Annotated in this window: 13 protein-coding genes and 1 other annotated feature; of the genes, 8 read left to right on the forward strand and 5 right to left on the reverse strand. The window is 50.3% G+C overall.

Annotation, left to right across the window (positions count from 1 at the left end; all coding sequences use genetic code 11):
• Positions 1 to 12: 12 nt before the first annotated feature.
• Complete coding sequence (locus NST37_RS07220) at positions 13 to 183, forward strand: zinc-binding dehydrogenase (RefSeq protein ID WP_227277577.1); 171 nt, start codon at positions 13 to 15, stop codon at positions 181 to 183.
• A 186-nt stretch (positions 184 to 369) separates the two neighbouring features.
• On the opposite strand, the gene NST37_RS07225 is transcribed toward NST37_RS07220, so the two are convergent.
• Complete coding sequence (locus tag NST37_RS07225) at positions 370 to 1,182, reverse strand: hypothetical protein (protein ID WP_155807992.1); 813 nt, start codon at positions 1,180 to 1,182, stop codon at positions 370 to 372.
• 82 nt (positions 1,183 to 1,264) lie between these two features.
• Positions 1,265 to 1,867, reverse strand: a complete 603-nt coding sequence (locus NST37_RS07230) for a sigma-70 family RNA polymerase sigma factor (RefSeq protein WP_227277557.1) — start codon at positions 1,865 to 1,867, stop codon at positions 1,265 to 1,267.
• Between the two features lie 406 nt (positions 1,868 to 2,273).
• Between NST37_RS07230 and NST37_RS07235 the strand changes: the two genes are divergently transcribed.
• A complete protein-coding gene (locus NST37_RS07235; RefSeq protein ID WP_327956541.1) occupies positions 2,274 to 4,667 on the forward strand; it encodes a penicillin acylase family protein in 2,394 nt (797 codons plus the stop codon).
• Between the two features lie 33 nt (positions 4,668 to 4,700).
• Here NST37_RS07235 and NST37_RS07240 read toward each other — a convergent pair whose 3' ends face one another.
• Complete coding sequence (locus tag NST37_RS07240; protein WP_039071101.1) at positions 4,701 to 5,171, reverse strand: DinB family protein; 471 nt, start codon at positions 5,169 to 5,171, stop codon at positions 4,701 to 4,703.
• Between the two features lie 221 nt (positions 5,172 to 5,392).
• On the opposite strand from NST37_RS07240, the gene NST37_RS07245 reads away from it, so the two are divergent.
• The gene (locus NST37_RS07245) at positions 5,393 to 6,325 is read left to right on the forward strand and encodes a hypothetical protein (RefSeq protein ID WP_243013947.1); all 933 of its coding nucleotides are present in this window, start codon (positions 5,393 to 5,395) and stop codon (positions 6,323 to 6,325) included.
• Positions 6,326 to 6,340: 15 nt separating this feature from the next.
• Here NST37_RS07245 and NST37_RS07250 read toward each other — a convergent pair whose 3' ends face one another.
• Positions 6,341 to 6,916, reverse strand: coding sequence for an NAD(P)H-dependent oxidoreductase (locus tag NST37_RS07250; protein WP_243013949.1), 576 nt, complete (start codon positions 6,914 to 6,916; stop codon positions 6,341 to 6,343).
• A gap of 225 nt (positions 6,917 to 7,141) precedes the next feature.
• Here NST37_RS07250 and NST37_RS07255 point away from each other — a divergent pair, with 225 nt between their 5' ends.
• From NST37_RS07255 to NST37_RS07270, 4 genes are all read left to right on the forward strand, one after another.
• The gene (locus NST37_RS07255) at positions 7,142 to 8,179 is read left to right on the forward strand and encodes an AraC family transcriptional regulator (RefSeq protein WP_039071117.1); all 1,038 of its coding nucleotides are present in this window, start codon (positions 7,142 to 7,144) and stop codon (positions 8,177 to 8,179) included.
• 61 nt (positions 8,180 to 8,240) lie between these two features.
• On the forward strand, positions 8,241 to 8,723 hold the full coding sequence (locus NST37_RS07260) for a helix-turn-helix transcriptional regulator (RefSeq protein ID WP_339186505.1): 483 nt from the start codon (positions 8,241 to 8,243) through the stop codon (positions 8,721 to 8,723).
• 32 nt (positions 8,724 to 8,755) lie between these two features.
• Positions 8,756 to 9,178, forward strand: a complete 423-nt coding sequence (locus NST37_RS07265) for a VOC family protein (RefSeq protein WP_024984441.1) — start codon at positions 8,756 to 8,758, stop codon at positions 9,176 to 9,178.
• A 332-nt stretch (positions 9,179 to 9,510) separates the two neighbouring features.
• Positions 9,511 to 9,909, forward strand: a complete 399-nt coding sequence (locus NST37_RS07270) for a DoxX family protein (RefSeq protein WP_003387896.1) — start codon at positions 9,511 to 9,513, stop codon at positions 9,907 to 9,909.
• A 323-nt stretch (positions 9,910 to 10,232) separates the two neighbouring features.
• On the opposite strand, the gene NST37_RS07275 is transcribed toward NST37_RS07270, so the two are convergent.
• On the reverse strand, positions 10,233 to 10,490 hold the full coding sequence (locus NST37_RS07275) for a hypothetical protein (protein WP_339186506.1): 258 nt from the start codon (positions 10,488 to 10,490) through the stop codon (positions 10,233 to 10,235).
• A gap of 300 nt (positions 10,491 to 10,790) precedes the next feature.
• Positions 10,791 to 11,020 (forward strand) — a binding site (T-box leader).
• Between the two features lie 93 nt (positions 11,021 to 11,113).
• Between NST37_RS07275 and NST37_RS07280 the strand changes: the two genes are divergently transcribed.
• The gene (locus NST37_RS07280; RefSeq protein WP_171506638.1) at positions 11,114 to 12,667 is read left to right on the forward strand and encodes a 2-isopropylmalate synthase; all 1,554 of its coding nucleotides are present in this window, start codon (positions 11,114 to 11,116) and stop codon (positions 12,665 to 12,667) included.
• The last annotated feature ends 14 nt before the right edge of the window (positions 12,668 to 12,681 follow it).

Consider the following 12,681-nt stretch of genomic DNA (forward strand, 5'->3'; position numbering starts at 1 on the left):
TTCATTGTCGTCATTTTCCGGGAGCGCTCCGGCGCCCGTTTAGCCGCGATTGTCGAGCTGTATGCCGAAGGACAACTGCAGGTGTTCATGAGAAAAACGTTTCCGCTGGAACAAGCGGCCGATGCTCATCGAGAGGTGGAGAAAGGTCATGGACGAGGGAAAGTCGTGTTGGATGTCTCTTGATTGGACTGTATATATTAAAGCGCCCCTGGCTTTGGAAGAAGCAAGGGGCGCTTTGACGATTCTGCATTACGCGATTCTGCCAGCTTGTCAAACCTGTGTCTAGAAAGACTTCTGTCTACTTGGTGATCATCTGAAACGATCAGCTAGAGTACGTAAATCGTTTCCTTGGATAACCCGCCACGCAAATTAATCCAGGTACGACTCAGCGATCTTGACCAACTCTTCTTTGGTCACCGGATTGGATGTTTCGATATGGTAGCGGATCGTCTGGTTCGTGTTTGGCACGTCGTACACCCATTGAATATTTTTCCCCGTGCCAAAATCCGTGAAGATCATTTCTACCCCTTTTACCATTAGCTTTTCTTCCTTCAGGTCCCACTCTTTGTGAACGATAACCGTCTCTTTGCTGCTTGTTTTGGACATCGTAACCCGGATGTCTTTTCCTTGGTTGTTGTAGATGCTGAGGATTCTCCAGTAGTCCTTCGACAGCGCCACCGGCATCATGGCAAACTCTTTTTTGGACTCCTCGGCCTGCCTCTTCAGCTTTTTCGCAATGGCTGCCTCTTCTTCCGGGCTGAGAGGATTCACATAAGTCATAGGCTCAAAGTCGACTCTTGCACTTTCAAACTTGTATTTGCCTTCCAGGCTGTCTAAAATCTTGACGGATTGATCCTTCATTTTGTCTCGGAGCTTAGACACATCCGTAAAGGAAATGCCCTTGCTTTCGGTGTAAATTTTCATATCCGGAATGTCCGAAACGACATAAAAGAGACCGGCCGTGCCTTCTTGCAACACTTCGTCGGCGTATCCGCCGCTTTTCAGCGAGCGGATTTGTTCATCTTTGGAAGGACGAGTATAGCCTGATTCTTCCAATGTTTTTTTCTCATATACCACATTTCCCTGCTTGTTTTTCAAAGAGTGATAGTTGACTGCTGCAAAAGCCGAAGAGACTGTCAAAACCATTCCTGCCGCTACCAATAAACCCACTTTGTATTTCACGAAAAATCGCTCCTTTGTTTTTTGTTCGGCGTACAATTTCCCCATCACTTTTCCCGTCAAGTCTACATCGGGAATTCGTGGGTCATGAAAAAGTTCTCTCAAATCCTGATCCCTGTCCGATCTCATTTGGTCCCACTTCCTTTCCTTGGGCATAGTACTTGCGGAATTTCGCAGCCGAACGTTCGTATTTTTTTCGAAGAGTGGCGCTGCTTTGATTCAGAATGAGGCTGATTTCCTGATAGCTCTTTTCCTCTACACAGCGCAAAATCAACAGGTTCCGCTCTTCCACCGACAATTTCGACATCGCCTTATGCACGGACTCGTCGAAATAATGGGCTTCGATTTGCTGATCCACGTGTTTGTTTTCTTTCTCGTCCCGATAAAAGAAGGGGAGATATTTCGCCAGTTTTCGCTTGCGAATCACATCGATGCACTGATGGTAGGCAATCTTGTACAGCCAGGCGCCAAACGGAATCTCGGGCCTGTATTTCTCCAAATAGCGATATGCCTTCAAAAATACTTCCTGGCCGCTGTCCTCGGCTTCGGAATGATGGCCCAGCATGTGATAGCAATAGAGAAAAATCGATTTTTGGTAGAGGTGCATAATCTTCTCGAACTTCTCGGTATCACCCTTCAATACGTCAGCGATGATCCCCTGTAGTTCAGCTTCATCCAAACCGCTCACCCCCTTTCATCCTAAACAACGAAGGAGCCACATCAAAATGTGACGGTTACCGAAAAAAATAAGAAATGGACGGACGGGAGCAGTCGTTCTCGCCCGTGAAATCAAAGTTGGCACCAGTTCAACATACAGGAAGCAGCAACAGGGCGGTCAACCTTTTTGTGGACAAGACAGCCAATGCCCAACTACAGTTACGCCCGGAACGTTCAAATCGATACGGGCATCCGCGAAATGCCAGTGCACGGGCAACAGCTTGCATGCAGGAACGACTCAAGATCGTCGGGAAATCCGGGGATAGGTTTCGGGGGGGTTGGAATTTTTTTCTATTGGGCTGTTTTGTGGTATACTAAAGAAAATTCACTGAATAGTCATTCATTTTTTACCTTGTACAAAAGGGGGGGCGAGTTCAATGGAAGCTGTGCTTCAAAAACAGAAGGTGAGCAGAAGGAAAAAAGCGGTCAAGATTGTTGTTGCCGCAGTGGTTGTTTTGCTTGTAATCAGCGCTGTTTTATTTGGAATCGCAAACGCATACATAGCAAGGTCGCTGCCGCAGATCGAAGGCGAGCTTTCCGTGGCGGGGCTTGCAGAATCGGTAACGGTCGCAAGAGATGAGCATGGCGTCCCGCATATTTACGCCAGCAACGAGCATGATTTATTCATGGCCCAAGGATATGTTACGGCACAGGACCGCCTGTTTCAAATGGACTTGAGCAGAAGGCAAGCATCCGGCGAGCTCAGCGAAGTCATTGGCGAGAAGGCTGTGGACCGCGATAAATACTTCCGGACGCTCGGATTGCGCAGAGCGGCAAAGCTCTCCCATGAGGTCTACTCGCAGGAAGCCAAGGATATCCTGCAATGGTATGCAGACGGGGTGAATGCCTACATCAGCGAGGCGAAGGCAAAGGGAGCCTTGCCCATCGAATTTGCACTTCTGGGCTATGAGCCAAAGGAATGGACGCCGCTCGACTCGCTGACCATCGGAAAATACATGGCCTATGATCTGGGCGGGCATTGGGAAGGGCAAGCGTTTCGCTATTACCTCCTGAACCATTTTCCGAAAGAGAAGGCGTACGATCTGTTCCCGAACGAGGAAAAAGCGGGGCCTCCGATCATTCCGCCCATCGGGGATGGAAAAGTAGATGTCGAGAAAAGCTTTGCCAAAGCGATCATTCCCCCTGAATTCAATGGGAGCAACAACTGGGTGGTTAGCGGCAAAAAAAGCGCGTCGGGCAAGCCGCTGTTGGCGGATGATCCGCACCTGTCCCTGGCGACGCCATCCATTTGGTACCAGACCCATCTGAAGGCTCCTTCGGTAAATGTGAGCGGTGTTATTTTTGCGGGAGTCCCGGGGATTATTCTGGGCCATAACGAGCATGTGGCCTGGGGAGTGACGAATACGGGACCGGATGTACAGGATTTGTATATCGAAAAAAGAAATCCGGAGCAGCCGAGCCAGTTTCTCTACATGGGGAAATGGGAGGAAGCACAGGTCATCGATGAGCCGATCCGGGTGAAGGACAAAGAGACGATCCCGTATCAGGTCACCATTACGAGACATGGGCCTGTTATTTCGGAGTTCGCCGAAGATAGCGGCAAAGATACCGTTTTCTCGTTGAAGTGGACGGCGCTGGAGCCATCCCGGGAGCTGGAAGCGGTTTTGCGGATGAATAAAGCGAAAAACTGGAACGAGTTTGAAAAGGCGCTGGAAGACTTCCACACGCCGACGCAAAATTTTGTATTTGCCGCACAGGATGGGACCATCGCCTACAAGGCAAACGGGAAAATTCCCATCCGCAAAAAGGGCAACAGCCTCGTCCCTGTTCCCGGGTGGACAGATGAATACGAGTGGACGGGGTACATCCCGTACGACCAGCTCCCCAAGACTGTGAATCCAAAGCAGGGCTTCATCTCCAGCGCGAATTACAAAGTCACGGATGACAGCTATCCGTACCACATCAGCAATGTCTGGGCACAGCCGTATCGTCAAATGAGAATACAGCAGGTGCTGCAGGCAAAGGAAAAGCTGACCGTGGAGGACATGCAAAAGCTGCAAATGGATCAAGCAAACCTGCAGGCTGATGAATTCGTGCCGATCTTTTTGGAGCATGTGAAAAAGGAGCCGCTCACGGAGAAAGAAAAGGCTGTTCTCGCTGTGCTGGAAACATGGAATTTCGTCGACGACAAAGATTTGGCTGCGCCTCTCGTATTTCATACGTGGATGCGACAAGTGGCGAATGTCCTGTTCAAGGAGCAAATACCGGACAGCATGAATGACTTGTTTGAAGGAAAGAGGCAAATCGTCGACGATCTGATCCGCAGAGCCCACACCGGCAAGCCGGGTCCTTGGGTACAGGAGAAGGGAGGGCTTTCCAAGGTGCTTCACGCTGCTTTGCAGGAAGCCATTGCGGAAATCGAAGCTGCCCACGGAACAAACAGCGAGAAATGGAAGTGGGGCGAGGCTCATCAAATGTCTTTTCTTCACCCCTTGTCCAGCGTGACCGGACTGAACTACCTCTTTAACTGGGCAAAACCGATCCCGGCAGGGGGGAGCGCCGTAACTGTCCAGGCCGCCAGCTACAATCAAAAGACGGGCCTCATCAACCACGGGGCATCCTGGCGGTTTGTCGTCGATACGAATGATTTGACAAAGGGGTATCATGTAGTCGGTCCCGGTCAGTCGGGACATGTAAAAAGCCCTTGGTACGACGATCAGTTTGGTGCATGGGTTGAGGGAGTGTACCATGCCACATCCATCGCGGACACACAGGAAACAGGCCATGTGCTAACGTTCCGGCCCAAGTAGATTGTTGTTAGGTCGGGCGAAGGAGGGTCCTCCTTATAGCCTATGCTCCCGAAATGCCTGCTTTACCCGCTCAATCTGGGAGAGGTGGTCATGGACATGCTGGACGCGCAATTCCAGCAGCTCTTTGAACGTGTACCGCACTCCATCGGGATATTGCCCGACCCGCTCAAGCTGCTCGGGAGTCAGATTTTCGAGAAGCGGCAGCATGCTGGCCCGCAGCATTTGGAACAGGAGCATATGCTGCTTGCGGTCCAACCGATCATATCCGAGGTTATCCGTCCAGGCTTCCTGATCAAATGACAGGAGAAGCGGTTCTTCCTCCGCCAAGACTTTTCTCAGCCGATGTGTCGCCAAGATTTCGGCATCTGCAACATGAATAAGAATCTGGTGGATGCTCCATTTGTCCGGTGCAGGTTGGAACCGCAACTCCTCCTCAGACAATCCTTCAACGGCTTCTCGCAGCAGCTCATGGTCTTGGCGGTACTCCTCGATCAACTTTTCCATCCGTTCCTCTCCTTCATCATAATTCGTGTGGCTGGTAGCCATTTCGAATATAATTCTTCGATATAGAGCAAGTACCTTCTGGGTTTTCACGAAATAAATGTAACCACGTTGTGGAAGACGTGGTTTTTTACTGAACGGACCTCATGGCAGGCCAGAAGGAAACTTTTCATGGGATCAGCCGTCTATTTAGTTGAAATTTGTACGAGGAGCAGAAAAAGCTGATGGGTAACATACGGATTCATCTCTGCACAGTGATGATTTTGCTAGTAGTAGCTGCAAGTGCTTGCGGCAACCCAATGGAATCCGAACCAACCTTACGGGTCGACAGGGATGGCCTTGAAAAAACGGTTCGCTCAGAAGGCTATGGCTTGCAAGCACGTTTGGAGCCGGAAGCAGAAGGCATCGCTGCGTATTCGTTCCCTGAACAGGCTGCACTCTTGTTCCAAGCGGTTGAGCTTACAGAACTCGAAAATGCAAAGCCTGCCCAGACATGGGAGCATGCCGGAACCATTCCATTCGGAAACGTAGCGGGAAGCCCGGCATTTTTGCAAGTGTTTAAAGAAACAAATCCGGTTGCCTCTTGCGGTTCCGATTACCAGGCTGTTGCGCTTCTTGAACATAAAGGAGAGACGTTCGGCTATCGGGAATGTTTTTCTGCCAGTCTGATTGAAGACGCCATTCAAAAGAAAAAGGCTTCCGTGGTCTTGTTGGAGAAAAACCATGCCGCTGCGGGCTCAAATTACGTGCTGCAGGGTGCAGCGGCATTAGCTGCAAACGGACCGGCCAGGATGGGTTATTTTTACTATGATAGTTCCCAAGACAAATGGTTCGCCTTTGAGGATTGGGGGAACCCGCGTCTTGCAGACCTGGACGGAGACGGAGCGGATGAACTGGTCAATCAGTTTGAAGGCTTGCACCTTCACTGGCCGGATGTAAACATATACCGCTGGAGGGGCAGCGTGCTTGAGAAGAGCGAATCGGTCAAGGCGGTGCTGCAGGTACCCCATTTTTCCTTGAGCTCTGCCATCGCAAACACGGAGAGCGGTCCGCATACAATCAAAGTCCAAGCTGCAATGGACAGCGAGTCCGTCCGTACGGAGTCGGCAACTTACAAATATGAGAGCGGGAAGTTGCTGCGAATCGCCAGTGAATGACAGTATCCGTCGGCGTTACGCCAGTTTGGAGCCTAGCTGCCTTGCTTTCTCCAGCCATTTGGCCCGCTGCTTCTCCGATGAAGAGTTCACCTGGCTGATTTCGGTCACACGCACTGGCTTGATCCCGCAAAAATGCAAGATGTTTCGTTTCATCACGAGATGCCCGGCTTGTCTGTAGATCAAGCGATTGTACCAGGCAGGCGTATCCATAGTGACGATCAAACGCGCCGTTTTTCCGGTCAAGAGCTTATCCCATAATGGAGAATCTGTTCGGTATTTATACGCGAACCCGGGCAAAAAGACGCGGTCAAAAAATCCCTTCAGGATGGCAGGCATCGTTCCCCACCAAGTCGGGTAGACAATGACGAGATGGTTGGCCCAGCGGATCAATTCCTGCGCTTCCTGCAAGTCGCTTTCAAGCTCGGTTCTTTTCCGGTACCCATACTTCAAATTCGGATCAAACTCAATTTGGCTCAAGTCGATGGTCCGAATTTGTGCCGATGTGCTGGAGGCCCCTTCCATATAAGCATGGGACAAGGCAGAGCAAAAGCTTTCCGGATCGGGATGTCCGTTGATTACGAGAATATTCAACTTTCTGTATCCCCCTTTGTGCGTATTATGAAAAAAATGGCTGCCTCCGCGGTTTGCACACACTGCCGGGCGGGAGCAAAAACCGTAGCCTTCCGATGCGATTCATTCATTGTGATAGGATGGAAAGAAGGACTGTATTCAGTATAACGGATGAATTTCGGACACATAAATGATGCAAAGCGCATAAATGTTGTTGTTTTGCGCAAAAGGGAGGCTTGGACGTTGATGGATGACCAGGGATTTGCCATTTCCATGGTGTACCCGATCATGAAGACCATCGCGCAAAAAGGGTTCGATTTCGGGCAGTTTTGCCGTCACGTTTCTTTTGACATGGCGAAGCTGCAGGATGTGGACGCCCGCATAGACGAGAGCGAGCTGGTGCGGTTGATGAACGAAGCCGCCCGGTTTACGCAGGACGACTATTTCGGCCTGCATCAGGGAGAGCTTACGGATATCGCCGATATGGGCATTCTCGGCTATGTCATGATGCACTCCGATAGAATCGTCGATGCGCTGAAGGCTTATCAAAGGTACAACGTGATTCTTTGCAGCGGGTATAATCTGGATTGGGAGGAGCAGGGAGACGATGCGATCCTCCGGTTTTACAAGACAACCCCAACGCCGATGTCCCGCCAGTGCGTGGAGGATATGGTCAGCTCCTTGTATCATTTGATTGCCCGCATGAGCAACCGGTCCATTGCGATAAAGGAGCTGCAATTTGCCCATGCAGCTCCTGCGGACGCCGGCCCGTACTTGTCCATATTCGGCGTAGAGCCGCGCTTTGACGGGCGGGAAAATGGGCTGCGCATGAGCAAGGAGGTTCTGCAATATCCGATCCTGTATTCAGATCCGCGATTGCGGAGAGCTTTTGAACCGATCGCAGAAGAAGTCAGAGAGAAGCTGCTCAGAGGAAGGGAATTTTCGGACCGTGTCTTCCAATGGATGATGGCGTGCATGCCTGCGTCTCTTCCGACTTTGCAGGAGACAGCAGCATCGTTTCAGATGAGTACGCGATCACTGCAAGCGAAGCTAAAGGAAGAGAGTACGTCTTATAATGAGTTGTCGGCTCGCGTTCGCAAGGAAATCGCGTTGGTTTATTTAAACAAGCACGAGTATTCCATCAGTCAGATTGCCTACTTGCTGCATTATACAGAGCCAAGCGCATTTCAAGCTGCATTTAAAAAATGGACGGGATTGACGCCGGGGCAGTACCGGGCTCAGAGAAGACAAAAATCGGTATCCCTCGATACTGCTGAATTATGAGCATTGCCGCACATACAATCCCGGCGTCGATGAATCCATGATCAAAAGGAAGTGAATTCACATGCGAATGTATCTTCCTTTTCAAACACCTGCCGTGCAGCGCGAACTGCTCGATTCGTATTTGCTGAAATGTTTGCATGCACAGGCAGCTGATTCCGACGATCCGCTGCAAACGAGTCTGCAATACATGAACGCCAGTCGCGGAATGGTTTCGATGAGCTCTTTGGCTGACTTGCTCGGATACAGTGACCGGAATATAAGACGAGCCTTTCAAAAAGAGCTGGGGGTCTGCCCAAAAGAGCTTTCAGGCATCATCCGCTTTCAGAGCTTGCTGCGAGAGCTGAATAATGGATCACAGTCCCATTTCGCTGACGTAGCTGTAAAATACGGTTATTACGATCAGGCGCACTTGATCAATCAGTTTAAACGTTATTATGGATTGACTCCCAACCAGGTTTTCAAACAGGAAAAAAGCAAAGAAACGTGTCCGTTTTTTACTATAAAAAAGGGTGGCAATCGGCGATCATATGTGAAAAGTGAATAAAAAAATCAGCTCTGGGAGGACTGTTCAAGATGATGAAACCGCGAATTTCCGTTCTTACATTGGGGGTAGACGATCTGGAAAGATCGCTGACATTCTATCGCGACGGACTCGGTTTGCAGACACAGGGGATCATCGGTACAGAATTTGAACACGGCGCCGTTGCCTTTTTTGACCTGCAAGCCGGGCTCAAGCTCGCTATCTGGCAGCGGAAGGACATCGCCCATGAGGCGAAGGTTCCTTTGGCATCGCCAAGCTCAACCGAATTTACGATCGGTCACAATGTCGGCAGCAAAGAAGAAGTGGACAAGATCATGGAACTCGCCGAAAAGGCCGGGGCCGTGATAACAGACCCGGCGCATGAAGCCTTTTGGGGCGGATACTCCGGGCACTTCCTGGACCCGGACGGCCATTTGTGGGAGGTAGTCTGGAATCCGGCCTGGGAGATTGAGGGTTAACTTGCCGCTTGTATTCGGTGTATGGTCAGTGTAGGAGTACAGGATTGATCCTGCCGACATGCTGGAGCTTACAAACACATTCAAGCCACGTCAGCGGACGTGGTATTTTCTTTGAATGGAGTTGGCATCTAGCGTATGACAGCAATCCATAAGAAACCAGGAATGATTTGTTTTGCTACTATTTACGTATACAAGAGGCACGATCCTGGTTGCTGGGAAAGGGAGGATGGGAGAAGTCAGAGCAAAGCGGTAAGGAAGGTATTACGAATGGAAATGAAGCTTGATCGTAAAAACGCCCGAAAGTGGAAAATGAGGAAAGGAGAAATGACAGGATGAACAGCATTTCAAAAAGCCGGCTGTGGACGGCGCGAATCATGAGCGGACTTGTCATTTTGTTTATGCTCTTCGACAGTATTTTCAAATTTATTCAACCAGCTCCCGTAGTGGAAGGAACACTGCAGCTCGGATACGCCCAGCATCATCTTGCTGTGATTGGTACACTCGGACTCATCTCCACGATTCTTTACGCGATTCCTCGTACAGCTTTTTTGGGCGCGGTCCTGCTGACCGGCTATTTCGGGGGGGCCATCGCTACACACATTCGCATGGATGCTCCTCTTTTCAGCCATGTCCTGTTTCCGGTCTATCTCGCGGTGTTGGCTTGGGGAGCGATTTGGCTGAGAAACGAAAGGGCACGGAAACTCATTCCCCTGCAAAACAGGGAGGATTGAGAAGGATAAATACGCTTCCTTACACCGGCTGAATTGCCGGTGTTTTCGTTGGTTCCAAAGAGGGGCTGGGCATCGGCCTTTCAGAAGGTGTTTCTGATCGGTTCTCTTTTTGCCGTAGTGGCGTTTATCATTTGCTACTGCAGTTGAAAGGCCGCCTTCCAACGAAAGGAGAGAGTCGGGAGTGCTGCCGTACCTCAAACCGGTACAGAGCAAATTGTGATATGATATCCGTCTAAATCGCGCAAGGTGAATTCAGTGTGTCCGGCAAACGGATTAAGATGGGGCTCTTCCTCAATCTTTGTTCCAAGCGATTGAGCTCTTTCTCATGCACGGTCGAAATCGTCAACCCACGAGAAAAAGAGCAACAGCCCGTTTCCAGGCTTTCCATGATCCGGACTCAGTAACGACGGATGCCCATGATCACCCCAATGATGCAGGCAAAGCAGGATGGTTCCATCCGTATCAACAAGCTGATCAAATATGCTGTTGGAGTGGCTATTTTGGCAAGCGAGCAGCGATTGATACCACTGCGAACTGGCCTTCACATCATTCACTGCAATGATTGGTTCTGTACGCACCATTACCGGTTTGCACGTCCTCTCCTTCCAGATTAGGTTTAGGATAAGCCATAATACGGAATTTTTACAACCTTTTATCAGGAGAAACTAGAGATTGCACTAAGAGTGTAGCGGCGTCTTAAAAAGAGACGCCTCCATCGCGACAAGGATTTGGGATGGATGTACGGGATCGGTTTCACCGTTTGGACGGCCATCGGTGGAATATGCTGTACAGGGATATGAGCAAGATACCCCAAGCATAAAAAAGATTTGCCTGTTGACACAACTTTACGAATGTAATACAATTTCCAATAATTTAACAAGCAAATGGTTATGAGTAGAAGTAGTAGAAATGAAAAGATCTTTCAGAGAGCCGTTGGTCGGTGCGAAGCGGCAGTATCATTCATTTCGAACTCGTCTATGAACTGCTGCCTGACAATGTAGGGTAAGCCGGAGTTCCACCGTTACAAGGATAGATGGTGATGGCCATCGAATGAGCTCATTTCACAGGAAATGAAGTAGAGTGGTACCGCGGGGTCAACCTCGTCTCTATACGTAGAGACGGGGTTTTTTTGTTGGTTAAAGTCCGGGTTTAGCCGCCCCCGCTTGATATACAGAAAACAAGGAGTACTGGGGAGGAAGCACAGATGACAAGAAACATTATCGTATTGGATACCACTTTGCGCGACGGAGAACAAGTGCCGGGCGCCAAACTGAATGTCCACCAAAAAGTCGAGTTCGCACAGCAGTTGAAACGACTGCAGGTAGATATGATTGAAGCCGGTTTTCCCGCCTCGTCGCAAGGGGATTTTCAAGCGGTTCAGGAAATTGCCAAAAGCGTAGGGGACGCCGTCTCGATTACGGCACTGGCGCGCGCGGTCAAAAGCGATATCGACGCCGTGTACCATAGCATCAAGCTTGCGCAGGACCCGTTCATCCACATCGTGCTGGGTACCTCGAACATCCATGTGGACAAGAAATTTAACCGCTCCAAGGACGCCGTTCTGCAGATGGGGGTCGACGCGGTGAAATACGCCAAAACGCTGCTTCCGCGCGTGCAGTACTCGACAGAGGACGCATCCCGGTCGGATTTCGAATATTTGTGGAAAACGATTGAAGCCGTCGTCAAAGCAGGCGCTACCATCATCAACGTGCCGGATACGGTTGGATATGCGGTCCCGGAGGAATTCGGCGAGCTGATCCGCAAGATCAACGAACGGTTGAAAAATCTCAATGAGGACGTCATCCTGAGCGTCCATTGCCATAACGACCTGGGGATGGCTACGGCGAATACACTTGCTGCCGTGAAAAACGGGGCGGAAAAGGTCGAAGTGACCATTAACGGTTTGGGTGAACGAGCCGGGAATACATCACTTGAGGAAGTCGTGATGGGACTCAGGGTCCGGGAGAATTACTACAATTGCTCCACCAATATCAAAACGACAGAGCTGCTGCGAACATCCAAGCTGCTCACGTACCTGACTGGACTGGATGTACAGGTGAACAAAGCGATTACCGGGGAAAATGCCTTTGCTCACTCCTCCGGCATCCACCAGGACGGTTTGCTGAAGGATAAACAGGTGTATGAAATCATTTCGCCGGAAGACGTAGGGGCGGAGAGCATGGAACTGATTTTGACGGCCCGCTCCGGCCGCCATGCGTTTAAAAATGCGGTGGAAAGAATGGGCTTTGACACAGGCGATGCGGCTGACTTTGAGGCGCTGTTTGAAAAATTCCTCGCCTTGGCCGATTCGAAAAAAGAAGTGTACGACCACGACGTCTACTACCTGGTCACCAATCACCGCGCACTTCAGCAGCAAAGCTGCGGTCAACTGTATGAGCTGGTATCCTTCCAGGTGATGACCAATGACCAGTATCCGACGGCCACTGTCAAGCTGAAAAAGGGCAACGAGGAATTTACAGACAGCGCGGTCGGCGACGGACCGATCGATGCTTTGTACAGTGTCATCAAATCGTTGGTGGGACTGGACGTGGAATTGAAGGATTACAAAATCAACAGCTTGTCCAGAGGGAAAGAAGCGATCGGGCGCGTCAATATTCGCATCGATCATCAAGGCAAAACGTACTCCGGACGGGCCATGGACACGGATATCATCAAGGCGAGTGCCATGGCTTTCCTCAACGGCATCAACGCCGTCCTGCTTGATGTGACGAATGAGAGCTTGAATCCGGTTGGGTAAGCTGGACAATCAAA

The sequence above is a fragment of the Brevibacillus sp. FSL K6-6036 genome, assembly GCF_037964015.1.
GTDB classification, from domain to species: Bacteria; Bacillota; Bacilli; order Brevibacillales; family Brevibacillaceae; genus Brevibacillus; species Brevibacillus borstelensis.

Excerpts from the sequence above, each read along its gene's own strand:
- NST37_RS07235 (WP_327956541.1), top strand. The coding sequence starts at position 2,274 with ATGGAAGCTGTGCTTCAAAAACAGAAGGTGAGCAGAAGGAAAAAAGCG.
- NST37_RS07280 (WP_171506638.1), top strand. The coding sequence starts at position 11,114 with ATGACAAGAAACATTATCGTATTGGATACCACTTTGCGCGACGGAGAA.
- NST37_RS07270 (WP_003387896.1), top strand. The coding sequence starts at position 9,511 with ATGAACAGCATTTCAAAAAGCCGGCTGTGGACGGCGCGAATCATGAGC.
- NST37_RS07245 (WP_243013947.1), top strand. The coding sequence starts at position 5,393 with ATGGGTAACATACGGATTCATCTCTGCACAGTGATGATTTTGCTAGTA.
- NST37_RS07275 (WP_339186506.1), bottom strand. The coding sequence starts at position 10,490 with ATGGTGCGTACAGAACCAATCATTGCAGTGAATGATGTGAAGGCCAGT.
- NST37_RS07240 (WP_039071101.1), bottom strand. The coding sequence starts at position 5,171 with ATGGAAAAGTTGATCGAGGAGTACCGCCAAGACCATGAGCTGCTGCGA.
- NST37_RS07255 (WP_039071117.1), top strand. The coding sequence starts at position 7,142 with ATGGATGACCAGGGATTTGCCATTTCCATGGTGTACCCGATCATGAAG.
- NST37_RS07260 (WP_339186505.1), top strand. The coding sequence starts at position 8,241 with ATGCGAATGTATCTTCCTTTTCAAACACCTGCCGTGCAGCGCGAACTG.
- NST37_RS07265 (WP_024984441.1), top strand. The coding sequence starts at position 8,756 with ATGAAACCGCGAATTTCCGTTCTTACATTGGGGGTAGACGATCTGGAA.